Source organism: Cupriavidus sp. SK-3 (assembly GCF_000611145.1).
Taxonomy (GTDB): domain Bacteria; phylum Pseudomonadota; class Gammaproteobacteria; order Burkholderiales; family Burkholderiaceae; genus Cupriavidus.
This window is the reverse complement of the sequence record NZ_JFJV02000160.1, coordinates 1-25,980: the sequence shown is the minus strand read 5'-3', so window position 1 is coordinate 25,980 and position 25,980 is coordinate 1. Positions and strand designations below refer to the sequence as shown.

Below are 25,980 nucleotides of genomic sequence, written 5' to 3'. Positions count from 1 at the left end.
TCAAGCAGCTCGACCTGGAGCCGGTCGTGCCCGGCGCCGGCGCGCTGCTGTCGGGTGCCTACTAAAACCGTCTTCGGCTAATGCGGCTAGTCAGGCTAGTTCGACAAAGGAGTCAGAAATGAGCGAATTTCTCTACGGCGGCAATGTGTTCGCCAACGGCATCCGCCAGCACTACCTGCGCTACGGCGGCGCCACTGGCGCGCGCCAGGGGCGCGACGCCGTGGTGATCGTGCCCGGCATCACCAGCCCGGCCGTGACCTGGGGCTTTGTCGGCGAACAGTTCGGCAAGCACTTCGATACCTACATCCTGGATGTGCGCGGGCGCGGCTTGTCCGAGGCGGGCGATGCGCTGGACTACAGCCTGGACGCGCAAGCCGCGGACGTGACGGCGTTCGCGCAGGCGCTGGGCCTGGCGCGCTATGCCATCGTCGGCCATTCGATGGGCGCGCGCATCGGCATCCGCGCCGCGCGCGGCAACCCCGCCGGGCTGACGCGGCTGGTGATGGTGGACCCGCCCGTGTCGGGCCCGGGCCGCCGTGCCTATCCGTCGCAATTGCCCTGGTATGTGGATTCGATCCGCCTGGCGCGGCAAGGTATCGACGCCGAGGGCATGCGCCGCTTCTGCCCCACGTGGACGGAAGAGCAGCTTCGCCTGCGCGCCGAGTGGCTGCACACCTGCGACGAGCGCGCCATCGTGACGAGCTTCGAGGACTTCCATCGCGACGATGTGCATGCGGACATGCCATCGGTGCAGGTCCCCACGCTGCTGATGGTGGCCGGGCGCGGCGATGTGATCCGCGCGGAAGACATCGACGAGATTCGCGGCCTGCTGCCCGCGGTGCAGGTTGCCCGCGTGCCGGATGCGGGCCACATGATCCCGTGGGACGACGAGGCCGGCTTCTACCGCGCCTTCGGCGATTTCCTCGGCGCGCCGCTGCTGCGGGATCAGGCCGCCGCCTGAGCCGCCGGCTTCACCAGAAAGGAGAACACATGCCAGTAAGCGATCACGACCTGACCCAGGCCTGGCGCCAGGTGCTCACACTGTCAAAACTGGAGCCGGGCCAGACGGTCACGGTACTGACCGGCGCCGCCACGCATCCGCAAACGCTGCGCACGGCGCAGATGGCGGCCACCGCGATGGGCGCCATCGTCAACCGGCTGGACCTGCCGCCCGTCAACGGCGACAAGGCGCTCAGCCGCGACGCGCTGGCCTATCTCGGCACCACGCCGCTCACCGGCAACCCGGCCGCCATCGCCGCGCTCAAAGCCAGCGACCTGGTGCTGGACCTGATGACGCTGCTGTTCTCGCCCGAACAGCACGACATCCTCTCCGGCGGCACCAAGATCCTGCTGGCGGTGGAGCCGCCCGAAGTGCTGGTGCGGCTGGTGCCCACGGAAGGCGACCGCACCCGCGTGAAAGCGGCCACGGCGCGGCTGGCGCGCGCGCGGGAGATGCATATCGTGTCGGACGCCGGCACCGACCTGCGTTGCTCGCTCGGCGAGTTTCCCGCCATCAGCGAGTACGGTTTCGTCGACGAGCCCGGCCGCTGGGATCACTGGCCAAGTGGCTTTGTGCTGACCTGGCCGGACGAAGGCGGCACCAACGGGCGCATCGTGCTCGATCGCGGCGACATCCTGTTGCCGATGAAATCCTATGTGCAGGAGCCCGTCGGCATCACGCTGGAGAACGGCTACGTCACCCGCATCGAAGGCGGCCTGGACGCCGAGCTGCTGAGCGACTACATGGCCTCGTTCAACGACCCCGAGGCCTACGCCATGTCGCATATCGGCTGGGGCCTGCAGCCGCGCGCGCGCTGGTCCACCCTCGCCATGTACGACCGCGAGGCCACCATCGGCATGGACGCGCGCGCGTTCGAGGGCAACTTCCTCTGCTCCTTCGGCCCCAACAACGAGGCCGGCGGCAGCCGCACCACGGCGTGCCATATCGATATCCCGGTGAGGCATTGCACCGTGCGGCTGGACGGCGAGGCGGTGGTCGAGAAGGGCAAGGTGCTGGACCGCGAGCACCAGCAGGCGCAGCAGGTTCAGCAAGTGCAGCAAGTGCAGCAAGTGCAGCAACAAAGGGTCAAGGGAGACATTCATGCATGACGAAGTCAAGACCTACGAGCGCCAGGGCTTCGGCGCCACCCTGGAACCCAAGGCGCCCTACGGCCTGCTGATCATCGATTTCGTCAACGGCTTTGCCAATCCGGAAGTCTTCGGCGGCGGCAATATCCCCGAGGCCATCGCCAACACCGGGCCACTGCTGGCCACGGCGCGCGAGCAGGGCTGGCCGGTGGCGCACAGCCGCATCGTGTTCGCCGACGACGACAGCGACCACAACATCTTCACGCTCAAGGTGCCCGGCATGCTGGGGCTGAAGGAGGCCAGCCACAACAGCGCGATCGTGCCGCAACTGGCGCCGCGTGCTGGCGAGCTGGTGGTGCGCAAGACGGTGCCATCCGCCTTTTTCGGCACTTCGCTGGCGGCGTGGCTGACCCAGCGCAGCGTGCGCACGCTATTGGTGGCGGGTTGCGTCACCAGCGGCTGCGTGCGCGCCAGCGTGGTCGATGCCATGTCGCTGGGCTTCCGGCCGCTGGTGTTGTCCGATTGCGTGGGCGACCGCGCCATCGGGCCGCACGATGCCAACCTGTTCGACATGGCGCAGAAATACGCCACGGTGATGCCGCGCGACGAAGCCCTGGCGATGCTCGCCCGGGCGGCGGCCTGAGAAGGTCATCCGGCGATGCGCGCCGACCGCCGGCTGCCAGGGTTACGCGCGCCTGGCGCGCGCCGGCTTCTTGCGCGCGGCGGCGTCCGCCGCCGGGCCGATGGCGGGAGGCGCCACGCAGACCGTGCTCAGCACCGTGCGCTGGATCACATTGCGCCAGTGCTCCAGCGCGGGCTTGCTCATCATGGGCTCGTCAAGGAAGGCGCTGAGCGTATGATGGTTCGAGTTGTAGAAGTACCCCAGCGAAGCGATCACCAGGTAGATATCGCGCGCCTGCACATCGGGCTGGAACAGGCCGGCGGCCTTGCCGCGCTCCAGGATGCCGTCGAGCACGGACAGCGCGTAGCTGGAGATCTCCCTGAGCCGGCTCGATTTCTTGGCGTGCTTGCCCTGGCTCATGTTCTCGCTGGACAGGATGGCGACGAACTCCGGATGGTCCAGGTAGTAGCCCCAGACGAAGTCGATCAGCTGGGTCAGCGCGCGCACCGGGTCCCCGGTATCGAGCTGGAGCGCCTGCTCGGCCTCGTTGAGCTGGAGGTAGATGGTTTCGAGGACTTCGACAAAGAGTTTTTCCTTGCTGCCGAAGTAGTAATAGATCATGCGGTCGTAGGTCTTGGCCAGCGAGGAGATTTTCTCCACGCGCCCGCCTTCGTAGCCACGCAGGGCGAAGACCTTGATGGCTGCCTTGAGGATCTTGGCCCGGGTGTCCTGAGCTTGCCGGGCCCGGGTTCCGGCTGCCGCGCTCTTCTTAGCGGTCGGGGTGCTCATAAGTTTGATACAACTTGCTGTTCAAGGCTGGCAGTATAACGGCCACGGCGGGCGGCGCCGGAATCCGGCGGCCCGCCCGCATGCCCATCCGAGACATGGAACGAATGGAAACGACCCCCGCCACCGGACCCGAGTCCGCGTCTCTCCCCGCATCGGCACCGATGTCTCCCGGCGCGCTTCGCGACGCCCTGCTGCAGGCGCGCGGCGTCCTGCTGGTGACGCGGGCGCCGCAAGCGGCACCCCGGCCCGCGCCCGGCCAGCCCGGTGCGGCCTCCGACTATGTCGCGGCGCAACCGGACATCTTCGTCGCGCTGCGGGACAACGGCGAGATCCTGGCATTCAACGGCCACGTCGACCTGGGCACCGGCATCCGCACCTCGCTGGCGCAGATCGTGGCCGAGGAACTGGAGGTGCCGGCGGCGCGCGTGGCGATGACGCTGGGCCATACCCAGCTGACGCCCAACCAGGGGCCCACCATCGCCAGCGCCACCATCCAGATCTCGGCACTGCCGCTGCGGCGCGCGGCGGCGCAGGCCATGGCCTGGCTGCGCGGGCGCGCCGCCGCGCGGCTCGGCGTGCAGCCCGAAGCGCTGGCCGCGGAAGACGGCCGCCTGCGCTTGCGCGGCGGGCAGGGCGATGGCCTGACGTATGGCGAACTGCTGGCCGGAGAGCATATCGAGTTGCCGCTGGCCGACGACATCGCCACCAAGCCCGTCAGCGAATACCGCGTGGTGGGGCGCGCCGCCGCGCGCGTGGATATTCCCGCCAAGGCCACCGCGCAACTCACCTTCGTGCACGACGTGCGCGTGCCCGGCATGCTGCATGGCCGCGTGGTGCGTCCGCCATACGCTGGCCGCGATTGCGGCGACTTTGTCGGCACCAGCCTGCGCGGCGTCGACCGTGCATCGATCCATGACGTACGCGGCGTGGTCGACGTGGTAGTGCAGGGTGATTTCGTCGGCGTGGTGGCACAGCGCGAGGAGCAGGCCATGCAGGCCGCGCGGCGCCTGCGGGTGGACTGGAAGCCGGTGCCGCTGCTGCCCGCGCTGAACGAACCGGGGGACGCGGAGGCCGCGCTGCGCGCCAATCCCGCGACGCGCCGCACCCTGGTGGACGACGGCGATGCGCAGGCGGCGTTCGACGCCGCGCGCGGCGCGGGCCGGGTGCTGTCGCGTGGCTACGCGTGGCCTTACCAGATGCACGCCTCGATCGGTCCGTCCTGCGCCGTGGCCGACTACCGTGAAGACGGCCTCACGGTGTGGTCGGGCACGCAGAATCCCCATGTGCTGCGCATCGACCTGGCGCGGCTGACGGGCCTGGACGAAGGCTGCATCGAGATCGTGCGGATGGAAGCCGCCGGCTGCTACGGGCGCAATTGCGCCGACGACGTCTGCGCCGATGCGGTGCTGCTGTCGCGCGCGGTGGGGCGGCCGGTGCGCGTGCAGCTCACGCGCGAGCAGGAACATTTGTGGGAGCCCAAGGGCGCGGCGCAACTGATGGACGTGCGCGGCGCCATCGGCCCCGGCGGCGAACTGCTCGCCTACGATTTCGTCAGCCGCTATCCGTCCAACGATGCGCCCACGCTGGCGCTGTTGCTTACCGGCATCGTTGGTAACGCGCCGCGCACGCTGCAGATGGGCGACCGCACCGCGGTGCCACCCTATCCGTACGCGAACATGCGCATCGGCTGCGACGATACGCCCGCCATCGTGCGCGCCTCGTGGCTGCGCGGCGTCTCGGCCCTGCCCAACGTGTTCGCGCACGAATCCTTTATCGACGAACTGGCGCACGAGAGCGGCGCCGACCCGCTGGCCTTCCGCCTGCGCCACCTGCCCGACGAGCGCGCCGCCGATCTGCTGCGTGCGCTGGCGGCGCACGCCGGCTGGCAAGAGGACGCGCGCGGCTCGCGTGGCAAGCCCGGCGCCGATGGGCTGCTGCGTGGGCGCGGTGTGGCCTACGCCCGCTATATCCACAGCAAATTCCCGGGCTTTGGCGCCGCGTGGGCGGCCTGGGTGGTGGACCTGGCGGTAGCGCCCGATACGGGGCTTGTGACGGTGGAGCGGCTGGTGGTGGCGCAGGACACGGGCATGATGGTGAACCCCGACGGCGTGCGCCACCAGGTGCAGGGCAACGTGGTGCAAGCGCTTGGCCGCGTGCTGAAGGAGCAGGTGCGTTTCGATGCCGCCGGCGTGGCCAGCCGCGAGTGGGGCAGCTATCCGCTGCTGACGTTTCCCGAGCTGCCGCCCATCGAAGTGGTGCTGCTGCCGCGCCAGGAGGAAGCGCCGATGGGCGCCGGCGAATCGGCATCGCTGCCGGGTGCGCCGGCCATTGCCAACGCGCTGTTCGATGCCACCGGGGTGCGGCTGCGGCGTGCGCCGTTCACGCCGGAGGTGGTGCTTGCCGCGCTGGCCGGCGAGCTGGGCCAGCCTGCCTGAGGCGCGTATCGGCGCCTTATTCCAGCCTTATTCCAGCCTTATTCCGGCTCGCCGTCCGGCGTGCCGCCGCGATCGTCGAACTCGCTCATTTTCCGCAACAGATAGGTAATCGCCACCCGTTCCGCGGGATTGAGGTCGCCAAAGGTCTGCTCGGAGATGCGGTGCGCGAACGGCACCGTTTCCTCGATCAGCGCGTGGCCGGCCGGCGTCACCGTGACCACCACCTTGCGGCGGTCGTTGGTGTCGTGCGAGACCGCCACCAGTTCGCGCGCCTTGAGGCGCTCGATGATGCCGCGCACGGTGGCCTGGTCGATGGCGGTGGCCCTGACGATCTCGCTGAGCGAGCACGAGCCGCGCTCGTTGACCGCGCACATCACCACGAACTGCGCGGCGGTCAGCTGCGAATCGGCAATGGTCTGCTGGAAGATCGCCACATGGCGCTGGTAGGCGCGCCGCAGCAGGTGCCCGACTTGCTCGGTGAAATCGTAGTCGGCGGCGGATTTTTGCGCGGCGGTCTTGCGCGCGGAGGAATTGGACACGATGGGCGGTCTGCGGGCATGAGATAAACGTGCCTCCGAGTATACCGAGCGTGGCCGCGCGCGGCGGGATTTTTCGCGCTACGACGCCGCCCCATGCGCCGCCAGCACCGGATCGCCCTCCAGCGCGCTGGAGGGCCTGCCGTCCACGCCCACCGGCACATCGCCCACCAGCGTGATGCGATAGAGCTGCCGGTCGAAGTCGAGGTCGAAGATGTCCGTGGGCGCGAGGTGCGCGGTGGCGCGGTTGTCCCAGAACGCGATGCTGCCCGGTTCCCATTTGAAGCGCACCGTGAACTCGGAACGCACCACGTGTTCCCACAGCAGTTCCAGCAGTTGCTGGCTCTCGCGCGGCGCGAAGCCCGACAGGTGCTTGAGGAAGCTCGGGCTGACGTATAGCGCGCGCTCGCCGGTCTCGGGATGCACGCGCACCAGCGGATGCTCGCTGACCAGCGCGCGGCTCCTGACCGCGCGCGCGAACTCGTCGGTGGCGCTGGCGCCCGCCGGCGGCGTGAAGCGGTGCACGCCGCGCAGTCCGTCCACGATACCGCGCAGCGGCTCGGACAACGCCTGGTAGGCGGCTACCAGGTTGGTCCATTGCGTATCGCCGCCATACGGCGGAATCACCACGCCGCGCAGGATTGACGCGGCGGGCGGGTTGACGGCCGCCGTCACATCGGTGTGCCAGCCGGTCCACGGGCGTTGCACCGCCTGGCCCTCGAAGCGGTTGGCCTTGCGGTGCTTGCCCACCGAGTACAGCTCGGGAAAGCCATCCACGTGGCCGAACACGGGATGCCCGACGGTCGGCGCGCCGAACTGCCTGGCGAAGGCGATATGCTGCTCGTGCGACAGATGCTGGTCGCGGAAGAACACCACTTTCCACTTCAGCAACGCGGCCCGGATCGCGGCGACCTCCGCTGCCGGCAGCGGCGCGCGCAGGTCCACGCCATCGATGCGCGCGCCGATATGGGCCGACAGCGGGTGTACGGTGAGGGGGGCCTCGCTGTGTCGGGAGCGGGTTGCGTTCTCTGTCTGGTCCAGTACGGCTTCGGTCATCTCCGGGTTCCTTCGCAAGTACGGCAGCGCCTGGCCGCCAAACCATTACCATATGCCGTGCCGCGGTTCGCGCCCAACGAAGGAATTCGGCTTTGCATATAAGGCGCCAGGCCGCGCATCGCCCGTCCGGGCAGCGCAATGCCTGCGCTGGCGTCAGGGCCGGGCCTTGCCGCCCGGCCCGGCGGCGCGGACAATGTGGCCAGCCTTGGCTGTTGCCAGAAATGCCAGAACCGGGAGAATTTCGACATGTTGCAACGCCGTTTCCATCCGCGGTGAACCATCTTGGATGATGCCGACGCAGCCTGCGCGCGCGAAGCCGTCCCGGCGTCCCGGCCAGGCGGATCGCATGCGGGCGATCCGCCGCTGCGGCTGGCGCGCACCCGCGCGGCCCGGCTGCTGCTGACCGGGCTGGCGCTGCTCAGCCTGGGCGTTGCCATTCTCGGGCTGTTCGTGCCCGGCCTGCCTAGTACGGAGTTCGTGCTGTTGTCGGCCTGGGCCGCGGCCAAGGGATCGCCGCGGCTGCATGCCTGGCTGCTCGGCCACCGCGTGTTCGGCCCCATGCTCTACAACTGGCACAACGGCCGCATGGTCAGCCGCCGCGCCAAGTGGAGCGCCACGGTGGCGATGAGCGTCTGCAGCGCCGTGCTGCTGTTCGGCACGCATCGCCCGTGGCTGGCCTACGGGGCGATTGCCTGCATGGCGTGCGTGCTGGTGTGGTTGTGGCGCCGGCCGGAGCCGGCGGCCTGATACGCCGATCGGGGGCGCTACGTGGTTTGTGTTTCGCGCGGCTTTGCGCTCTTCGCGGCTTTCGGCGCCTTGGCCGGGCCTGCCGGCCATGCCAGCATCGCGGTGGCCGCAACCGCCTCCAGCGCGGCGCGCGATGCGCCGTCACGCGCCTGCATCGACATCCCCTGCATCACCGTGTTGTAGAACTTGGCCAGCGCGGCAGTATCGGTGCCGGCCGGCAGTTCGCCGCGCGCGATGCCGTGCTGGATGCAGGCCTGCAAGGCCTGCTCCTTTTCCCTGCGGCGTTCGCGCAGCGTGTCTTCGATGTAGGCGCAGTCGGCCGAGCAGCTGGTGCCGCTCATCAGGAAGCAGCCGGCCGGGTTGCCCTTGGCGCTGAACAGCGCGGCGGCGCCGCTCAGCAGCCCCTGCACGGCTTCGCGCGCGCCGCCCGCGGCTTGCAGCGGCGCATAGAGCAGGGCGCCGTGCGTGTCCGCATAACGGTCCACCGCCTCGTAGAACAACTGCTCCTTGCTGCCGAAGGCAGCGTACAGGCTAGGCGCGGTGATCGCCATCGCCCCGGTGAGGGCGGCGATCGATGTGGAGCCATAGCCATAGCGCCAGAATAGCGACAGGGCCTGGCCCAGCGCCTCGTCGCGATCGAATTGCCTGGGCCGCCCGCGGCCCGCACCGGAAACACTCTTTTTCATAGTGGTCATTATATTTTTCCGTTGCCAGCGGCGCCAGTGGTGATTAACATAGTGATCGTTCAATAAATTGCCACGCCGGCAGGCGTTCGCCATGATTCCCTACTCCCTGCTTGACCTGTCGCCCATCGTGGAAGGCGGCGACGCCGGCCAGGCCATGCGCAATTCGCTCGCGCTCGCCCAGCACGCCGAGCACCTGGGCTACCGCCGCTTCTGGCTGGCGGAGCATCACAATATGCCGGGCATCGCCAGTGCTGCCACGGCGGTGCTGATCGGCTATGTGGCCAACGGCACTTCCACCATCCGCGTGGGTTCGGGCGGCATCATGCTGCCCAATCATTCGCCGCTGGTGGTGGCCGAGCAGTTCGGCACGCTGGCATCGCTGTTCCCCGGCCGCATCGACCTGGGCCTGGGCCGCGCGCCCGGCACCGACCAGTCCACCGCCCGCGCGCTGCGCCGCAGCGCCACGCAGGACACGGCCGATGCTTTCCCGCAGGACGTGGAAGAGCTGCAGGCGTACTTCGACGATCCGCGCCCCGGCCAGCGCCTGCGAGCGGTGCCCGGCGCGGGCCTGAAGGTGCCGCTGTGGCTGCTCGGGTCGAGCCTGTTCAGCGCGCAGCTGTCGGCGGCGATGGGCCTGCCTTTTGCCTTTGCTTCGCACTTCGCGCCGGGCTTCATGCGTCAGGCGATCGATCTGTATCGCCAGACTTTCCAGCCGTCCGCGCAGTTGTCCAAGCCCCATGTGATGCTGGGGCTCAATGTGTTCGCGGCGGATTCGGATGCGCAGGCGCGGCGGCTGTTCACTTCGCTCCAGCAGCAGTTCCTGGCACTGGTGCGCGGCAGCCCGGGCCCGATCCGGCCGCCGGTGGACAATATCGAGCTGCTTTGGACGGAGACCGAGGCCACGCATATCCGGCGCTCGCTGGCGTGCTCGGTGGTGGGTGATCCCGAGGGCGTGCGCACTGGCTTGCGCAACTTTATCGAGGAGTTCCGGCCGGATGAGTTGATGTTGACGGCGCAGATCCATGACCATGAGGCGCGCCTGCGCTCGTTCGAGATCGCGGCGCAGGCCATGCGGGCGGTGGAGCCGGTGGCCAGGGCCGCAATCTGAACGGCGGCCTTATCGCCCGGCGCACGCCGCCGCAGACGGCGCAAGCCGCAGGTGCAGGGGCTGCTCTGGCCGCAGCGTGATATGGAACACGGGCCGTGGCGCAGCCATGCCGTCTGGCACCGACAGTGCAAAGCGTTGCAGTATCATCGCCGCGACCACCGTCATCTCGGTCATTGCCAGGTGCTGTCCCAGGCAAACGCGGGGTCCGGCGCCAAAGGGCAGGTAGGCGCCGCGCGGCACCGCCGGTGCTTCGGGGCCGAAACGTTCGGGCTGGAATGCCAGCGGCTCGGGGAACCATCTCGGGTCGTGGTGCATCAGCTGCACCGGCACCATGAACTGGGTGCGCGCGGGCAGCTGCCATGCGCCCAGCGTGATGGGCCGCGTGGAGCGGCGGCTGCTGAGCATCGGCGCGGCGGGGTGCAAACGCAGCGTCTCTTGCAGCGTCTGGGTCAGGTAGCGCAGCAACGGCAGGTTTTCCGCCGTTGGCGCGCGGCCCTGCAGCACCCGCCGGACTTCCTCTGCCGCAGTGGTCTGCGCGGCCGGGTTGGCCGCCATGTTCCATGCCCACCAGGTCAGTGTGGCCGCGGCGGTTTCATGCCCGGCGAGGAAAGTGGTCATGCACTCGTCGTGCACGGCTTGCAGCGGCCATGCCGTCGCGTCGTCGCAGTGCAGTTGCAGCAGGCGGGTCGCCAGGTCGTCGGGCCAGGCGTCGCGCGGCAGCTTCAGGCGGGCTTGCAGATGGTGGTCGATCAAGCCATTGAGCGCCGCCAGGGCTTGCCGCTTGGCGCGCTTCCAGGGTGCCCAGTCGGGCCAGCTCGCGGGCCAGTAGAACTCGGCGTTGGCCGCCGCCATGGCCGTGCGCGAGGCTTGCTCCGCGATGCGGGCGTGCGCGCCGATCTCGCTCGAGAACACCATCCGCATGATCACATCCATTGCCAGCGACGTGAGCGCGTTCTCGATTGGCCAGTTTCCCGCGCTATCCGGCCAGTGAACCAGCGCCTGTCCGGCGGCGCCAGCGATGGTCGGTACGAAGGCCTGTACTGCCTTCGGCGAGAAGTTCGGCTGCAAGGCGTGCCGCTTGCCTCGCCACGCATCCCCCTCGGCAATGAGCACGCTGTTTCCATGCAGTTGCGCAAAGACGCGCATGCCACGCTCCCAGCGGATCAGCGCGTCGTGATGCGTGACCAGCAATTCGCGCGCGAGCTGCGGGTCGGTGACGATGATCTGATGCTCCGGCCGGATGCGTACGTGCACCACGTCGCCAAATGCCCGCTGCCACGCGGCCAGCATGCCAAGCAGATCGCGCGACATGCCGCGCAGGAAGCGCCATCCGGTCAGGCCGGCAGGTGGCCCGGGCGGCCAGACGCCAGGAGGATGGAGTACGGGCAGGTGGGACGGGGCACCCGCTTGAAATGGACAATCCGGGGAAGATGAGGTATTCATTCGACCCATTGTTCGCCATCCTGGGGCGCCGGTCTTGAACGCAAACGACATGGCCACGCGCCCCAAGGTCTCCCTGTTTTTCGCGCGATGCTCTCCACCGAACTGCCGCCCCTGCCGCCACACTGCCCCGATCCGCTAGCGCGCGCGCCCCGCGCGCCGGGCGAAGCGAAGACCGCGCGCGACCATCTGTACCTCGCGCCGCCCGCCTTGCAGGGCGCGGTGGTCGCCGTCATCCGCCGCGATACGCGCGGCTTGAGCCTGAGCAGCGCGCAGCGGCTGTCGCATTTCGCGGCCACGCCGCTGGTTTGTCTTTCGTGGTACCAGGGCCTGGATGCGGGGCTTGTCGAGCGCACCGGCGGCGGAGCGCAGTGGCGGCCATTCGGCGCGGCGGTGGTGGTCTCGGGCAGCCAGTCCCGGCCCACGGTGGGCTGGGCGCCGACCACCGGGCGTGCTGGCACGGTGTGCTTCGCGGCGGATGCCGCGCGGGCACTGCTTGGCCTGGACCTGGCTGCCGTGCAGGACCGCTTTGTCGCTGCCCATGCGGTGCTCGACGCTGCCTGGTGGCAATTCCTGCAGGCGCTGCTCGATGCCGGCGACGACGCGGCCACGCAGGCCGCGCTGGAACTGCATCTTGCGCCGCGCTGGCAGGCGCTGCAGGGCAGCACGTCGCCCATGCCCTCGCTGCGCCAGTTTGGCCGCCATTGGGTCGAACGCCTGGCCTGGCAAGCCAACACATGGCTGCGCACGCACAGCCCGCGCCAGGTCGAGCGCCGCATCAAGGCGCACAGTGGGCGATCGCTGCGCCAGTGGCAGTTGCTCGTCAAGACCGAAGGCGTGTTCTTTTCCGCGCGGGACCGGTACGAGGCGGGCCTGCCTTTCGATTGGGCAGGGCTAGCCCAGGACGAAGGCTTTGCGGATCAAGCCCATTTGAGCCGCGTGTCCAAACAGATCACCGGCTTTTCGCCGAGCGAATTTGCGCGGCGCTTTGACGAAGACGAATCGTTCTGGCTGTACCGGTTGTGGGTGTGAGCCGCCTGGAGCCAACCATTGGCTTCGCTGGCGGCGCCACCGCCGGGCGCGCTCGCCCTTCCCTTACGCCGCCAGCTTGAACGCCGCCACCGAACGCATCATCGACTGCGCCTGTTCCGCCAGCGCGCCTGCCGCGGCTGCGGCCTGTTCCACCAGCGCGGCGTTTTGCTGCGTCACCGTGTCCATCTGGTTGACGGCCTGGCCGACCTGTTCGATGCCGGTGCTTTGTTCGTTCGATGCCGCGCTGATCTCGCCCATGATGTCGGTCACGCGCTTGACGGCGCCGACGATGTCTTCCATGGTCTGGCCGGCCTTGGCGACCAGCGTGGAGCCGTTGTCCACCTGGGCCACGGAGTTGTCGATCAGGCCCTTGATCTCCTTGGCGGCGGTAGCCGAGCGCTGGGCTAGGCTGCGCACCTCGCCCGCCACCACGGCAAAGCCGCGGCCTTGCTCGCCGGCGCGTGCCGCTTCCACGGCGGCGTTCAGCGCCAGGATGTTGGTCTGGAAGGCGATGCCTTCGATCACGCCGATGATGTCGACGATCTGGCGCGAGGCGCCGTTGATCTCGCCCATGGTGGTCACCACCTGGTTGACCACCTGGCCGCCGCGCTGGGCGATATCCGAGGCGTTGACCGCCAGCGAGGCGGCCTGGCGCGCATTGTCCGCGTTCTGGCGCACGATGCCGGTCAGCTCTTCCATGCTCGACGCGGTTTGCTCCAGGGCCGACGCTTGCTCCTCGGTGCGTTGCGACAGGTCGGTATTGCCTGCGGAAATCTGCTGCGTGGCCGAGGCGATCGAATCCGCCGCGCCGCGGATCTCGCCCAGCGTGCCGGACAGGCGCTGCTGCATGCCCTGCATGGCCGCGAGCAGGCTGTCCTTGTCGCCGGCGCGGATCTGCACCGGCACGGTGAAGTCGCCCGCGGCAATGCGCGTGACCACTTCGGTCGCGTAGGCTGGCTCGCCGCCCAGGCTCTTGCGCACGGTTCGCATGATGGCCAGCATGAATGCCGACACCAGCGCGCCGATCAGCAGGGTGCTGATGGCCGCCGAGATCAGGTTGTCGCGGAAGGCGCCTTCGATGTCCTTGAGGAACACGCCGGTCGCCACATGCCAGTCCCAGGCCGGCACGTAGCGCACATAGGTCAGCTTGGGCGCCGGGGTTTCGGTGCCGGGGATGCGGCCGCGGTAGGTGGTGAAACCGTCATCGGGGCCGGCGCCGGCGCGCGCGCCTGCCTTGCCTGCATCGACGATGCTCTGGTACACCAGCTTGCCGTCGGGGTCCTTGAAATCGCCGACGATCTTGCCTTCCATCTGCGGCAAGCCCGGGTTGAGCACCACCTGCGGCTTGGAGTTGAGCAGGAACAGGTAGCCCTTGTCGCCGAAGCGCATTTCGCGCAGCGCGTCCTTGGCTGCCGTCTGCGCGTCCTCGGTGCTCATGGCGCCCTTGGCGGCGCGGTCCACATAGAGCTTGACGATGCCTTCGGCGGTAGCCACCAGCGATTGCAGGCTCTGGCGGCGCTCGTCCATCATGTTGGCGCGGGTGTGTATGGCGCTCCATGTGCCCAGGGCCAGGAGCGCCAGCCACATCGCCGCCAGCGCGGCCCAGAGTTTGGCGTTCAGGGAAATACGGTTCATGTTTCTTGCTTGCCGGGGAACGGGCGGGCATTCGCGCCGGCGGCGCGGCATAGGCCTGACCTTGGTGTTGACGGAGGGCACAGGCGAAACCTTCCAGCTCGCTGCGGGCGGCCTGGCCACAGCCCGTTAACGACCCGTTGCGGCTTGTTCTTGAATCGAAGTTAAAAGTGATTAATGTGCTACTTAGCACTCCGGTTCGACGCAAACCGCGCCGGCAAGCTTTGCGATCCCTGCCTACAATGTGCTTTCCGCCGCGCCTGGATGCGCGTGGCGCCAACACCGCCGGCACCCGGCCGTTCGCGAGACGCGGCGAGCATGCAAGTGGCGGTTCCGATGCAACCCGCGGAGCAAAACGCATGACCTCAAGCATCACCAAGCGCAAACTGGGCAGGTCCGGGCTGGAAGTCTCGCCCCTGGCATTCGGCGGCAATGTCTTCGGCTGGAGCGCCGATGAAGCCACTTCTTTCAAGTTGCTCGATGCCTTTGTCGGTGCCGGGCTCAACTTCATCGACACGGCCGACGTGTACTCCCGCTGGGTGCCCGGCAACCAGGGCGGCGAGTCCGAGGCCATCCTCGGCAAGTGGTTCAAGCGCAGCGGCAAGCGCGCCGGCGTGGTGCTGGCCACCAAGGTCGGCATGGACATGGGCGAGGGCCGCAAGGGCCTGTCGCGCGCCTATATAGAACGCGCCGTCGATGCCTCGCTGCAGCGGCTGCAGACCGACTACATCGATCTGTACCAGTCGCATACCGACGACCAGGACACGCCGCTGGAAGAAACGCTGGACGCCTACGACCGCCTGATCAAGGCCGGCAAGGTGCGCGCCATCGGCGCATCCAACTACAGCGCCGCGCGCCTGGCCGAAGCGCTGGAAACCAGCCGCCGCCTTGGCCTGCCGCGCTACGAGAGCCTGCAACCGCACTACAACCTCTATACGCGCGCCGAGTACGAGAGCGAGCTGGAACCGCTGGTGTTGCGCGAAGGCCTGGGCGTGTTCAATTATTACGCGCTTGCCAGCGGTTTCCTGAGCGGCAAATACCGCTCCGAGGCCGACCTGGACAAGAGCGGCGCGCGCGGCCAGCGCGTCAAGGCCTACCTCGATGCCCGCGGCCTGCGTATCCTGGCGGCGCTGGACGAGGTAGCGGCGCGCACCGCCACCAACCCGACGCAAGTGGCTCTGGCCTGGCAGATCGCGCGCCCCAGCATTACCGCGCCGATCGCCAGCGCGACTTCGCTGGCGCAACTGGACGACCTGATCGCCGCCACGCGCCTGCCACTGAGCGCCGGCGATATCGCGCTGCTCGATCAGGCCAGCGCCTGAGCGCGGCTACCCTGGAGGAGATACGGGATGCATGAAAACAGGAAGCGCCACGCCAGCGGCGCCGAAGGCGCGGCGCCGGACCTGCGCGCGGTCAAGGCGCTGGTGTTCGACGTATTCGGCACCGTGGTGGACTGGCGCACCAGCGTGATCGCGGACCTGAGCGCGTTCGGGCAGAAGAAGGGCATCGACGCCGACTGGACCGCCTTCACCGACGCGTGGCGCGCGGGCTATGTGCCCGGCATGGATCGCGTGCGCAAGGGCGAGCGGCCCTGGGCCAATATCGACGTGCTGCATCGCGAGCGGCTCGACGCGCTGCTCGACCAGTTCGGCATCGAAGACCTGAGCGAAGCGGAGAAGGACTACCTCAACCGCGCCTGGCACCGGCTCTCCGGCTGGCCCGATACCGTGCCCGGGCTGACGCGGCTGAAGCAGCGCTACATCATCTCCACCTTCTCCAACGGCAGCGTGCCCTGCCTGGTCGATACGGCCAGGTATGCAGGCCTGCCGTGGGACGCCATATTCAGCGCGGACATCGTGCGCCACTACAAGCCGGAGGCGGAGATCTATCAGGGCGTGATTGCCTTCTTCGACCTGCAGCCGCACGAGGTGATGCTGGTGGCGGCGCACAACAACGACCTGCGGCATGGCCGCTCGCACGGCATGCGCACCGCCTATGTCAACCGGCCCACGGAGTACGGGCCGAACCAGTCGAAGGATCGTGCGGCCGAGTCGGACTGGGATGTGGTCGTGGACAGCCTGACGGCGCTGGCGGACCGGCTTTGCGGCTGAGCTTGCGTAACACGCGGCTGGTCCGCGGCGGGGTGCCGCAAGCGCCCGCCGGCGCACTTCGGATGAAGAGGTTTGCCCAAGCCACTCCCTGTCGGATACATTAGGACTCCCGGCCGCCCACGCCGCAACTGCGGCGCACAGAGGCAAGCCAGAGCCGGGCGTTGGCTCCCGCCAGGACGGCGGCGCGCCAGGAGACGACAAGGAGACGACGATGGACCTGCGGCAACGCGAGCACATCGACACGGTAGTCCAGCTCACCACCCGCGCCGGCGCGCCGATGCTGCGCGCGCCCGAAACCATCATCCAGAATTCGTGGCGGCGCTGCGTGCACCAGTACGGCCTGGACCCGGCGCGCATGCAGCAGGCCTGCATCCTGCCGCAGACCCGGCTGCGCGAGCACCAGCAGCGTATCGACGATTTCGCGCGGATCGCGCGCCACGGCTTGCAGACGCTGTATAGCCAGGTGGCCGGCATGGGCTACGTGGTGCTGCTGACCGATGCGCAGGGCGTGACGGTGGATTACCTGGGCGACGCCAGCGCCGATGCCTCCCTGCGCCACGCCGGGCTGTACCTGGGCGCGCAATGGAGCGAGGCCGGCGCCGGCACCTGCGCGGTGGGCACCGCGCTGGCCACCGGCCAGGCGCTGACCGTGCACCAGGCCGACCATTTCGATGCCACGCATATCCCGCTGACCTGCACCGCGGCGCCCCTGTTCGACTCGCATGGCAGCCTCTGCGCCATCCTCGACATCTCCGCGCTGACCTCGCCGCAGGCCAAGGACAGCCAGGGACTGGCGCTGCAGATGGTGCGCATCTACGCCACCCGCATCGAGAACGCCAGCTTCGTGCGCAGCCACCGGGAGGACTGGATCCTCAAGCTCAATGCCGCGCCGGAATTCGTCGACGTCAATCCGGAATACCTGCTGGCGCTTGACGCCGGCGGCCGCATCGTCGGCCACAACCGCCGCGCCCAGCAGATGCTGGAGGCCGAGCTGGGCGTGCAGCCCGGCGGTGCGCCGGTGCTGGGCATGCCGTTCGAATCGCTGTTCGAAGCGCGGCTCGATGAGCTGGGCCGCTTCGTGCATTCGCGCCCGAGCGAGCAGCGCGCGCTGGCACTGGCCCGCAGCGGCGGGCGGCTTTACCTGAGCGTGATGCCGCCGGCCTTGCGCTGGCAGCGCGCCCGCGACACCGCCGAGCGGACCACGCCGCTGCAGGCGCCGCTGGCCGCCCTGTGCGGTGGCGATGCGGCACTGCAGCAGCAATTGCTGCGCGCCGCCAAGCTGGTCGACTCACCCATCAACCTGCTGATCAACGGCGAGACCGGCAGTGGCAAGGAATATCTCGCCAAAGCCTTGCACCAGTCCAGTTCGCGCCGCCACGGGCCTTTCGTGGCGGTGAACTGCGCGGCGATTCCGGAATCGCTGATCGAGAGCGAGCTGTTTGGCCACCTGCCCAACAGCTTCTCCGGCGCCGGCTCCCGCCCCAAGCGCGGGCTGATCCAGGAGGCCGACGGCGGCACACTCTTTCTGGACGAGATCGGCGACATGCCGCGCGAGCTGCAGTCGCGCCTGCTGCGCGTGCTGGCCGAGGGCGAGGTGCTGGCGATCGGCGCGTCGCGCCCGGTGCCGGTCAACCTGCGCGTGATCTCCGCTACCCATCATCCGCTGGACCAGCTGGTCAGCAGCGGCCGCTTCCGCGAGGACCTGTACTACCGGCTCAACGGCGCGCGGCTGATGCTGCCGCCGCTGCGCGAACGTACGGACCTGGACTGGATGATTGACAAGATGCTCAGCGGCGGCGAGCAACAGGCCGCCGTGAGCCTTTCGCCCGGGGCGCGCGCGCGGCTGCAGGCGCATCGCTGGCCCGGCAACCTGCGCGAATTGCGCAACGCGCTCGAGTACGCGCGCGCCGTCTGCAACAACGGCCATATCGAGGCGGAGGACCTGCCCGATGGCCTCGGCGAGATGCCGGTGCAGCAAGATCTGCTGCCGGTATATCCCGGCGCGGCGCCCGCAGGCGCGGCGGCCGAAGCCGCCCCGGCCTTGCCGGCGCCCGGTTTCGACCCCCACCTGCTGCCGCCGGAAGGGATGCTGCTGATGCAATACCTGCGCGCGGCGGGCTGGAACCTGAGCGCGGTGGCACGCCAGATCGGCGTAAGCCGGATGACGCTGTACCGCCGCATGGCGCGCTACGGCATCGAGTCGCCCAACCAGCGCGACGCGGGACACCACTGAGGCGGGCGGCGCGGCGTGCCATCGCCGCCCGCTACACCTGTTCACCACCTGTACAACTGATGCTGTGACACCTGTCACGCCGCAGCCCGCGTACACCCCGAAACACCACCGTCCGACGCCGTTTTCCTCGGGGTAATCCCGGGTTTCTTGCCTCCGGAACCCGCTTTCGCGGGTTGGCACGCCCGTTGCGATATGCCTGTCAGAACCTGGGAAAAAAACCAGGGCGACAGGAGACATGCATGGGTGAGCAAGCGCTGGCCGCACGGCCGCTGGTCGGCATCATCGCCAATCCGATATCCGCGCGCGATATCCGCCGCGTGATCGCCAACGCCAATACGCTGCAACTGGCCGATCGCGTCAATATCGTGCTGCGCCTGCTGGCCGCGCTGTCGGCTTGCGGGGTCGGCCGCGTGCTGATGATGCCGGACCGCGAAGGCATGCGCGTGCTGCTGGCGCGCCACCTGTCGCGCCGCCAGGGTCCGGACGCCGCGCTGCCGGAGGTGGAGTACCTCGACATGCCCGTCACCGCGCGCGTCGACGACACCTTCCTGGCCGCACGCATGATGCGCGAGGCCGGCGTGGCCGCCATCATCGTGCTCGGCGGCGACGGCACCCACCGCGCGGTGGTGCGCGAATGCGGCACCGTGCCGATCGCCGGCCTCTCCACCGGCACCAACAACGCCTACCCCGAAATGCGCGAGCCCACCATCACGGGCCTGGCCACCGGCCTGTTCGCCAGCGGCCGCATTCCTGCCGCGCATGCGCTGGCCGGCAACAAGCGGCTGGACATTGCGATTGCCGGCGAGGGCGGGGTGCGGCACGACATCGCGCTGGTCGACGCCGTGATTTCCCACGAGCACTTCATCGGCGCGCGCGCCTTGTGGAAAACCGAGACGCTGGGCGCGGTCTTCGTGTCCTTTGCCGATCCGCAGGCCATCGGCCTGTCCGCCATCGGCGGCTTGCTTGAGCCGGTGGGCCGGCACGAGCCCGGCGGCCTGGCGATCGAACTCGCCGCGCCCGGCGAGGGCCGCTTCGCGCTGCGCGCGCCGATTGCGCCGGGCCTGCTGCGCGCCGTGCCCATCGCGGGCTGGGAGCGCCTGACCGACGGGGTGCCGCACCGTGTGCGCCAGCGCGCCGGCATCGTCGCGCTCGATGGCGAACGCGAACTGGTGTTCGGCCCGCAGGACACCGTCACCGTGACGCTGCGCGAGCGCGCCTTCCTGAGCATCGACGTAGCCGCCTGCATGCGCTACGCCGCCGCCGCGGGGCTGATGCGCAGCGGGCGCGCGCCACCGCCACCGCAACCGCAGCAGCAACATCCTCCACCCCAGCCACTGACCGAGTTTTTTACCGCCACCACAAAACCTTGAAGGAGACAGACATGACAGCCAACTCATCCGGCGCCGCCGGGAACACGCTGCCCCTCGACAAGCAGGAACTGCTCGCCGTCTATCGCAGGATGCGCACCATCCGCGATTTCGAAGAACGCCTGCACGTGGACTTCGGGCGCGGCGACATCCCGGGCTTCGTCCACCTCTACGCCGGCGAGGAAGCCGCCGGGGTCGGCATCCTGCACCACCTGGGCGACGGCGACCGCATCGCCAGCACGCACCGGGGCCACGGCCACTGCATCGCCAAGGGCGTGGATCCGGTCGCGATGATGAAGGAGATCTACGGGCGCAAGGGCGGCTCCTGCAACGGCAAGGGCGGCTCCATGCATATCGCCGATCTGTCCAAGGGCATGATGGGCGCCAACGGCATCCTGGGCGCGGGCGCGCCGCTGATCTGCGGCGCCGCGCTGGCGGCCAAGTTCCGCGGCAAGGGCGAGATCGGCATCACCTTCGCCGGTGATGGCGCATCCAACCAGGGCACCTTCCTGGAGAGCCTGAACCTGGCCGCGGTGTGGAACCTGCCGGTGATCTTCGTGATCGAGAACAACGGCTACGCGGAATCCACCGCGCGCGATTACGGCACTGCCGTGGACAGCTACGTGGACCGCGCCGCCGGCTTCGGCATTCCCGGCGTGACGGTGGACGGCACCGATTTCTTCGCGGTGCACGAGGCCGCGGGCGAAGTCATCAAGCGCGCCCGCGAAGGCGGCGGTCCGGCATTGCTGGAATGCAAGATGGTGCGCTTCTACGGCCACTTCGAAGGCGATGCGCAAACCTATCGCGCCTCCGGCGAACTCGACGACATCCGCGCCAACAAGGACTGTCTGAAGAAGTTCACCGCCACCGTGACCCAGTCCGGCGTGATCGCGCTGGACGAGCTCAAGGCCATCGACGAGCAGGTTGCCGCGCTGATCGAGGACGCGGTGCAGCAGGCCAAGGCAGCGCCGTTCCCGACGCCCGCCGACCTGCTGACCGACGTGTACGTCAGCTATTGAGCGCGCGACCTCAGTCATTCCGAGACATAACGACAGCAAGCACGATCAGGAGACCAAACCATGTCCCGCAAATTAAGCATGAAGCTGGCGATCAACGAAGCGATCGACCAGGAAATGACCCGTGACCCGAGCGTGATCATGCTCGGCGAGGATATCGTCGGCGGCGCCGGCGCGGACGGCGAGAAAGACGCCTGGGGCGGCGTACTCGGCGTGACCAAGGGCTTGTACGCCAAGCATGGCGACAGGTTGCTCGACACGCCGCTGTCCGAATCCGCCTATGTGGGCGCGGCCATCGGCGCCGCCGCCTGCGGCATGCGGCCGATTGCCGAGCTGATGTTCATCGACTTCATGGGCGTTTGCTTCGACCAGATCTTCAACCAGGCCGCCAAGTTCCGCTACATGTTCGGCGGCAAGGCGGAGACGCCGGTGGTGATCCGCGCCATGGTCGGCGCGGGCTTTCGCGCGGCGGCCCAGCACAGCCAGATGCTGACGCCGCTGTTCACGCATATCCCCGGCCTCAAGGTGGTATGCCCCAGCACGCCGTACGACACCAAGGGCCTGCTGATCCAGGCGATCCGCGACAACGATCCGGTGATCTTCTGCGAGCACAAGAACCTCTACGGCTTCGAAGGCGAGGTGCCCGAGAACTCCTACGCGATTCCTTTCGGCGAAGCCAATATCGTGCGCGACGGCAAGGACGTTTCCATCGTCACCTACGGCCTGATGGTGCATCGCGCGCTGGAAGCGGCGGCCACGCTGGCCAAGGAAGGCATCGAAGCCGAGATCGTGGACCTGCGCACGCTCTCGCCGCTGGATATCGACACCGTGCTGGAATCGGTGGAAAACACCGGCCGCCTGGTGGTGGTGGATGAAGCCAGCCCGCGCTGCAATATCGCCACCGACATTTCGGCGCAAGTGGCGCAGCGCGCGTTCGGCGCGCTCAAGGCCGGCATCGAGATGGTCTGCCCGCCGCACACCCCGGTGCCGTTCTCGCCCGCGCTGGAAGACCTGTATATCCCCAGCGCGGCGCAGATCGCCGATGCCGCGCGCAAGACCGTGAAAGGAGGGAAACACTGATGGCCGAGATCACCCCGATCGTCATGCCCAAATGGGGCCTGTCGATGAAAGAAGGCACCATCAACGACTGGCTGGTGGAGGAGGGCGCGCAGATCTCGGTAGGCATGCCGATCCTCGACGTGGAAACCGACAAGATCGCCAACGCGGTGGAAGCGCCGGACGCCGGCACCTTGCGCCGCAAGGTGGCCGCCGTGGGCGACATCCTGCCGGTCAAGGCGCTGCTCGGCGTACTGGCCCCGCCCGAAGTCAGCGACGCGGAGATCGACGCCTTTGTCGCTGCCTACGAGACGCCGGCGGCCGACGAGGACGATGAAGACGCGGCCGCTTCCGCCTACCATTTCATCGATGTCGATGGCATCCGCGTGCGCTATGCAAAACGGGGAGAGGGCGCGCAGACGGTGCTCTTCATCCACGGCTTTGGCGGCGACCTCGACAACTGGCTGTTCAACCTCGACGCGCTGGCGGAAGCGCACACCGTGATCGCGCTCGACCTGCCGGGGCACGGACAGTCCACGCCGACGTTGCCGGGCACCACGCTGGCATCGCTGGCGGGATTCGTCGCGCGCTTCATGGACGCGCTGGATATCGGCCAGGCCCACCTGGTCGGCCACTCGATGGGTGGCGGCGTGGCCGCGCAGCTGGCGGTGGACGCGCCGCAACGGGTGCGTTCGGTGGCGCTGGTGTCGCCAGCCGGCATGGGCGATGAGGTCAACAGCGGCTACACCGAGGGCTTCGTCAACGCGCAGTCGCGGCGCGATCTCAAGCCGGTGGTGGAGTTGCTGTTTGCCGACGCGGGGCTGGTCAGCCGCCAGATGCTGGACGACCTGCTGAAGTACAAGCGGCTAGACGGCGTGACGCAGGCGCTGGGCAGCCTGGGTGCGAGTCTGTTCGGCGGTGGCCGGCAGAGCGAGCAGCCGGGCCGCAAGCTGGGCGATAGCGGCAAGCCGGTGCTGGTGATCTGGGGCGCGCAGGATCAGATCATTCCCGCGGCGCATGCGGAGAATGCACCCGCAGGCGCCACCGTCAAGGTGTTCGACGATGCGGGCCATATGAGCCAGATGGAGAAGGCCAACGAAGTCAACGCGCTGCTCAAGCGGCATGTCGGCGGCTGACGAAGCGGAGTCCCGCTGGTTTGCTCCCCTCTCTCACGACGCGGGAGAGGGGAGAAAGCCAGTGCGTCGCGCGACGCATTTTCGTTGCTGTATGCACTGAAGAAAATCAACAAAACAAGCCTAGGAGACCACCCATGGACGAACCCCTGAAGGGACAAGTAGCCGTAATCACCGGCGGCGCGCGCGGCATCGGCCGCGGCATCGCGCTGACGCTGGCGCATGCCGGTGCCGACATCCTGATCGCCGACCTGCTCGAAGACGCCATGCGCGAAACCGCGGAAGAAGTGCGCTCGCTCGGCCGTCGGGTAAGCACCCTCAAGGTCGACGTGACAAAGCCCGAGATGCACCGCGCGATGGTGAGGCAAGCACTTGACCGGCTGGACGGCCTCGACATCCTGGTCAACTGCGCCGGCGTCATCAGTATCCACCCTGTGGAAGCGGTGAGCGAACGCGACTGGGACTTCGTCATGGACGTCAACGCCAAGGGCACCTTCCTGGGCTGCCAGGCCGCGCTGGAGCACATGAAAGCCCAGGGCAGAGGCCGCATCATCAACGTCGCTTCGATCGCCGGCAAGGAAGGCTTCCCCAACCTCGCCCACTACAGCGCCTCGAAGTTCGCCGTGGTTGGCTTCACCAACGCACTGGCCAAGGAAGTCGCCCGCGATGGCATTACCGTCAACGCCATCTGCCCCGGCATCGTCCGCACCTATATGTGGGACCGCCTGTCCGACGAATGGAAGGCCGAGGGCGAATCGGTCGAAGACTCCTGGGCCCGCCACCAGCTCACGCTGATCCCGCAAGGACGTGCCCAGACGCCGGAAGACATGGGCAGGATGGCGCTGTTCTTCGCGACCATGGACAATGTGACCGGGCAGTCGGTCAACGTCGACGGTGGCTTCACCTTCCACTGACCGGCACCGGGCCGCACCGCGGCCCGGTTACGCGCATCCCGCCCCGGCGCTTACCGGCCATGCCATGCGATTTGAAACCCTCGATCCCGATCCCACCGACCCCGATCCCCTCCACGCCGAACAGGCGCTGCTGGAACAGGCATCCGCCGGCCGCTGGCTGGCGCATCTGTGGCAGGCGCCCGTCTCGCTGGTGGTGCCGCGCAGCTACCTGCGCCATGCGCGACTGGACGCCGCGCGCAGCGACTTTGCCGCGCGCGGCTGCCCGGTGTGGCTGCGCCTCTCGGGCGGCGGGCTGGTGCCGCAAGGCCCCGGCATCCTCAACCTGAGCCTGGCCTACCCCGTGCGCGGCGGCGCAGGCACCTGCGCCGAGCCGGTCTACCTGCACTTGTGCGAGGTGCTGGCCGGTGCCTTGAACAAGCTGGGGCTGCGCACGCACTGGCAGGCCGTGGACGGCTCGTTCTGCGATGGCCGCTTCAACCTGGCCTGGGGCTCCCCGGAACTGGCCCGCAAGATCGCCGGCACCGCGCAGTACTGGCGCCGCGTGGCGGGCGCCGGGGACGCCAGCCTGCACGTCGTGCTGGCCCACGCAGTCCTGCTGGTCAGCGCCGATCCGGAGGAGATCAACCAGCGCGCCAACGACTTCGAGGCCGCCATCGGCAGCGGGCGCCATTACCGGGCCGACAAGGTGGTCAGCGTGGCCCAGGCGCTGGCGGAAAGCGGCCAGCCCGTGCCCGGTGACCTGGGCGAACGCACTGCCCGGGCGCTGCGCGAGGCGCTTGCCGCAACGCCGCCGGCCTTCGCCGCGGCGTCCCTGGCTTAAGCGGCACCGCGCGGATTCGTCGGTATTGACGATTCCGGCCCCCGGCGTTCGTGGCAAACTGGCCGGCTAGACGCTCCGCCTGAAGGAGCAGACAACCGGAGACAGGACATGGCGGGACCGTTGGCGGGACTGAAAGTGGTGGAAATGGTTGGGATCGGCCCTGCGCCCTTCTGCGCGATGATGCTGGCCGACCAGGGCGCCGAGGTGATCCGGATCGACCGGCCCCGCCCGGCCCAGCCCGGCGAGGCGCCGGCCACCGGCGCGGGCAAGGCGCGCTGCGACGTGACCGCGCGCGGCAGGCGCTCGCTGGCCATCGACCTGCGCAAGCCCGGCGCGGCCGGGGTCGTGCTGGACCTGATCGCCAAGGCTGACGTGTTGATCGAAGGCTTCCGCCCGGGCGTGATGGAGCGCCTGGGGCTGGGCCCGGACGTTTGCCTGGCGCGCAACCCGGCGCTGGTGTACGGCCGCATGACCGGCTGGGGCCAGCACGGGCCGCTGGCCCAGGCGGCCGGCCACGACATCAACTACATCGCCATTGGCGGCGCGCTGCATGCCATTGGCCGGCCGGGGCAGCCGCCCGTGGTGCCGCTCAACTACGTCGGCGACTTTGGCGGCGGCGGCATGCTGCTGGCGTTTGGCGTGATGTGCGCGGTCAACGAGGCGCGTAATTCGGGCAAGGGGCAGGTGGTGGATGCGGCTATGACCGATGGCACCGCATTGCTGTCCGCGATGATGTACGGATTCAAGGCGGCCGGGCGCTGGAACAACCAGCGCGGCGACAACCTGCTCGACGGCGCGGCCCATTTTTATGACACCTATGCGTGTGCCGACGGCAAGTACGTGGCGGTGGGCGCCATCGAGCCGCAGTTCTATGCGCTGCTGCGCGAGCGGTGCGGCCTGGACGATCCGCTCTTCGACAAGCAACTCGATAAACGCCACTGGCCCGAGCTGAAGGCGCGCATGACCGCGCTGTTCCTCACCCGCACGCGCGCGCAGTGGTGCGAGTTGCTGGAAGGCAGCGATGCCTGTTTTGCGCCGGTCCTGGACTGGGATGAGGCGCCGCAACATCCGCATAACCGGGCACGCGAGACGTTTCTTGAGATCGATGGGGTGATGCAGCCGGCGCCGGCGCCGCGTTTCAGCCGGACGCCGGCGGGGG

At 68.5% G+C, this 25,980-nt stretch carries 23 protein-coding genes; 17 read left to right on the top strand and 6 right to left on the bottom strand.

Going from position 1 to position 25,980, the window contains the following annotated elements; genetic code table 11:
- Positions 1-118: 118 nt before the first annotated feature.
- Genes CF70_RS16515 through CF70_RS16505 form a run of 3 tightly spaced genes read left to right on the top strand, consistent with a single transcriptional unit; the run spans position 119 to position 2,731 of the window.
- Entirely contained in the window at positions 119-961 is an 843-nt protein-coding gene (locus CF70_RS16515; RefSeq protein ID WP_035866769.1) for an alpha/beta fold hydrolase, read from the top strand.
- Positions 962-990: 29 nt separating this feature from the next.
- A complete protein-coding gene (locus CF70_RS16510; RefSeq protein WP_235185081.1) occupies positions 991-2,109 on the top strand; it encodes a 2,5-dihydroxypyridine 5,6-dioxygenase in 1,119 nt (372 codons plus the stop codon).
- On the top strand, positions 2,102-2,731 hold the full coding sequence (locus CF70_RS16505) for an N-carbamoylsarcosine amidohydrolase (RefSeq protein ID WP_035866766.1): 630 nt from the start codon (positions 2,102-2,104) through the stop codon (positions 2,729-2,731). The genes CF70_RS16510 and CF70_RS16505 overlap by 8 nt, the downstream gene beginning before the upstream one ends.
- A 42-nt stretch (positions 2,732-2,773) precedes the next feature.
- On the opposite strand, the gene CF70_RS16500 is transcribed toward CF70_RS16505, so the two are convergent.
- Positions 2,774-3,499 carry a TetR/AcrR family transcriptional regulator gene (locus CF70_RS16500; RefSeq protein WP_035866764.1) on the bottom strand — a complete coding sequence of 242 codons (726 nt, stop codon included), beginning with the start codon at positions 3,497-3,499 and terminating at the stop codon, positions 2,774-2,776.
- A gap of 161 nt (positions 3,500-3,660) precedes the next feature.
- On the opposite strand from CF70_RS16500, the gene CF70_RS16495 reads away from it, so the two are divergent.
- Positions 3,661-5,934 (top strand): xanthine dehydrogenase family protein molybdopterin-binding subunit, encoded by a 2,274-nt coding sequence (locus tag CF70_RS16495; protein ID WP_035866763.1) that lies wholly within the window; start codon positions 3,661-3,663, stop codon positions 5,932-5,934.
- 38 nt (positions 5,935-5,972) lie between these two features.
- Here CF70_RS16495 and CF70_RS16490 read toward each other — a convergent pair whose 3' ends face one another.
- Positions 5,973-6,473, bottom strand: a complete 501-nt coding sequence (locus CF70_RS16490; protein WP_035866760.1) for a MarR family winged helix-turn-helix transcriptional regulator — start codon at positions 6,471-6,473, stop codon at positions 5,973-5,975.
- 78 nt (positions 6,474-6,551) lie between these two features.
- Positions 6,552-7,526: a TauD/TfdA dioxygenase family protein gene (locus CF70_RS16485; RefSeq protein WP_051648565.1), complete on the bottom strand. Its 975-nt coding sequence runs from the start codon at positions 7,524-7,526 to the stop codon at positions 6,552-6,554.
- A gap of 282 nt (positions 7,527-7,808) precedes the next feature.
- Here CF70_RS16485 and CF70_RS16480 point away from each other — a divergent pair, with 282 nt between their 5' ends.
- Entirely contained in the window at positions 7,809-8,273 is a 465-nt protein-coding gene (locus tag CF70_RS16480) for a YbaN family protein (RefSeq protein WP_035866758.1), read from the top strand.
- A 17-nt stretch (positions 8,274-8,290) separates the two neighbouring features.
- Here CF70_RS16480 and CF70_RS16475 read toward each other — a convergent pair whose 3' ends face one another.
- Positions 8,291-8,968, bottom strand: a complete 678-nt coding sequence (locus CF70_RS16475; RefSeq protein ID WP_081862207.1) for a TetR/AcrR family transcriptional regulator — start codon at positions 8,966-8,968, stop codon at positions 8,291-8,293.
- An 82-nt stretch (positions 8,969-9,050) separates the two neighbouring features.
- On the opposite strand from CF70_RS16475, the gene CF70_RS16470 reads away from it, so the two are divergent.
- Positions 9,051-10,067, top strand: coding sequence for an LLM class flavin-dependent oxidoreductase (locus tag CF70_RS16470; RefSeq protein WP_035866755.1), 1,017 nt, complete (start codon positions 9,051-9,053; stop codon positions 10,065-10,067).
- A gap of 9 nt (positions 10,068-10,076) precedes the next feature.
- On the opposite strand, the gene CF70_RS16465 is transcribed toward CF70_RS16470, so the two are convergent.
- Positions 10,077-11,510, bottom strand: a complete 1,434-nt coding sequence (locus tag CF70_RS16465) for a cytochrome P450 (protein WP_035866752.1) — start codon at positions 11,508-11,510, stop codon at positions 10,077-10,079.
- Positions 11,511-11,597: 87 nt separating this feature from the next.
- On the opposite strand from CF70_RS16465, the gene CF70_RS16460 reads away from it, so the two are divergent.
- Positions 11,598-12,539 (top strand): helix-turn-helix domain-containing protein, encoded by a 942-nt coding sequence (locus CF70_RS16460; protein WP_051648563.1) that lies wholly within the window; start codon positions 11,598-11,600, stop codon positions 12,537-12,539.
- Positions 12,540-12,602: 63 nt separating this feature from the next.
- Here the strand turns inward: CF70_RS16460 and CF70_RS16455 are convergent, their stop codons facing one another.
- Complete coding sequence (locus tag CF70_RS16455) at positions 12,603-14,174, bottom strand: methyl-accepting chemotaxis protein (protein WP_035866749.1); 1,572 nt, start codon at positions 14,172-14,174, stop codon at positions 12,603-12,605.
- Positions 14,175-14,530: 356 nt separating this feature from the next.
- Between CF70_RS16455 and CF70_RS16450 the strand changes: the two genes are divergently transcribed.
- The 10 genes from CF70_RS16450 to CF70_RS16405 all read left to right on the top strand — a co-directional run.
- Positions 14,531-15,493, top strand: a complete 963-nt coding sequence (locus CF70_RS16450; protein WP_035866773.1) for an aldo/keto reductase — start codon at positions 14,531-14,533, stop codon at positions 15,491-15,493.
- 27 nt (positions 15,494-15,520) lie between these two features.
- A complete protein-coding gene (locus CF70_RS16445; RefSeq protein WP_235185079.1) occupies positions 15,521-16,282 on the top strand; it encodes a haloacid dehalogenase type II in 762 nt (253 codons plus the stop codon).
- 211 nt (positions 16,283-16,493) lie between these two features.
- A complete protein-coding gene (locus tag CF70_RS16440; protein ID WP_035866747.1) occupies positions 16,494-18,515 on the top strand; it encodes a sigma-54-dependent Fis family transcriptional regulator in 2,022 nt (673 codons plus the stop codon).
- 239 nt (positions 18,516-18,754) lie between these two features.
- Positions 18,755-19,885 carry an ATP-NAD kinase family protein gene (locus CF70_RS16435; RefSeq protein WP_035866744.1) on the top strand — a complete coding sequence of 377 codons (1,131 nt, stop codon included), beginning with the start codon at positions 18,755-18,757 and terminating at the stop codon, positions 19,883-19,885.
- Between the two features lie 11 nt (positions 19,886-19,896).
- Entirely contained in the window at positions 19,897-20,901 is a 1,005-nt protein-coding gene (locus CF70_RS16430) for a thiamine pyrophosphate-dependent dehydrogenase E1 component subunit alpha (protein ID WP_035866743.1), read from the top strand.
- A gap of 60 nt (positions 20,902-20,961) precedes the next feature.
- Positions 20,962-21,978 (top strand): alpha-ketoacid dehydrogenase subunit beta, encoded by a 1,017-nt coding sequence (locus CF70_RS16425; protein ID WP_035866741.1) that lies wholly within the window; start codon positions 20,962-20,964, stop codon positions 21,976-21,978.
- Positions 21,978-23,090 carry an acetoin dehydrogenase dihydrolipoyllysine-residue acetyltransferase subunit gene (locus CF70_RS16420; RefSeq protein ID WP_035866740.1) on the top strand — a complete coding sequence of 371 codons (1,113 nt, stop codon included), beginning with the start codon at positions 21,978-21,980 and terminating at the stop codon, positions 23,088-23,090. The genes CF70_RS16425 and CF70_RS16420 overlap by 1 nt, the downstream gene beginning before the upstream one ends.
- 134 nt (positions 23,091-23,224) lie before the next feature.
- Positions 23,225-24,001 carry an SDR family NAD(P)-dependent oxidoreductase gene (locus CF70_RS16415; RefSeq protein WP_035866738.1) on the top strand — a complete coding sequence of 259 codons (777 nt, stop codon included), beginning with the start codon at positions 23,225-23,227 and terminating at the stop codon, positions 23,999-24,001.
- A 64-nt stretch (positions 24,002-24,065) separates the two neighbouring features.
- Positions 24,066-24,821 carry a lipoyl protein ligase domain-containing protein gene (locus CF70_RS16410; RefSeq protein WP_035866736.1) on the top strand — a complete coding sequence of 252 codons (756 nt, stop codon included), beginning with the start codon at positions 24,066-24,068 and terminating at the stop codon, positions 24,819-24,821.
- A 108-nt stretch (positions 24,822-24,929) separates the two neighbouring features.
- The coding region (locus CF70_RS16405) for a CaiB/BaiF CoA transferase family protein (RefSeq protein ID WP_035866733.1) at positions 24,930-25,980 on the top strand (1,051 nt) is incomplete at its 3' end.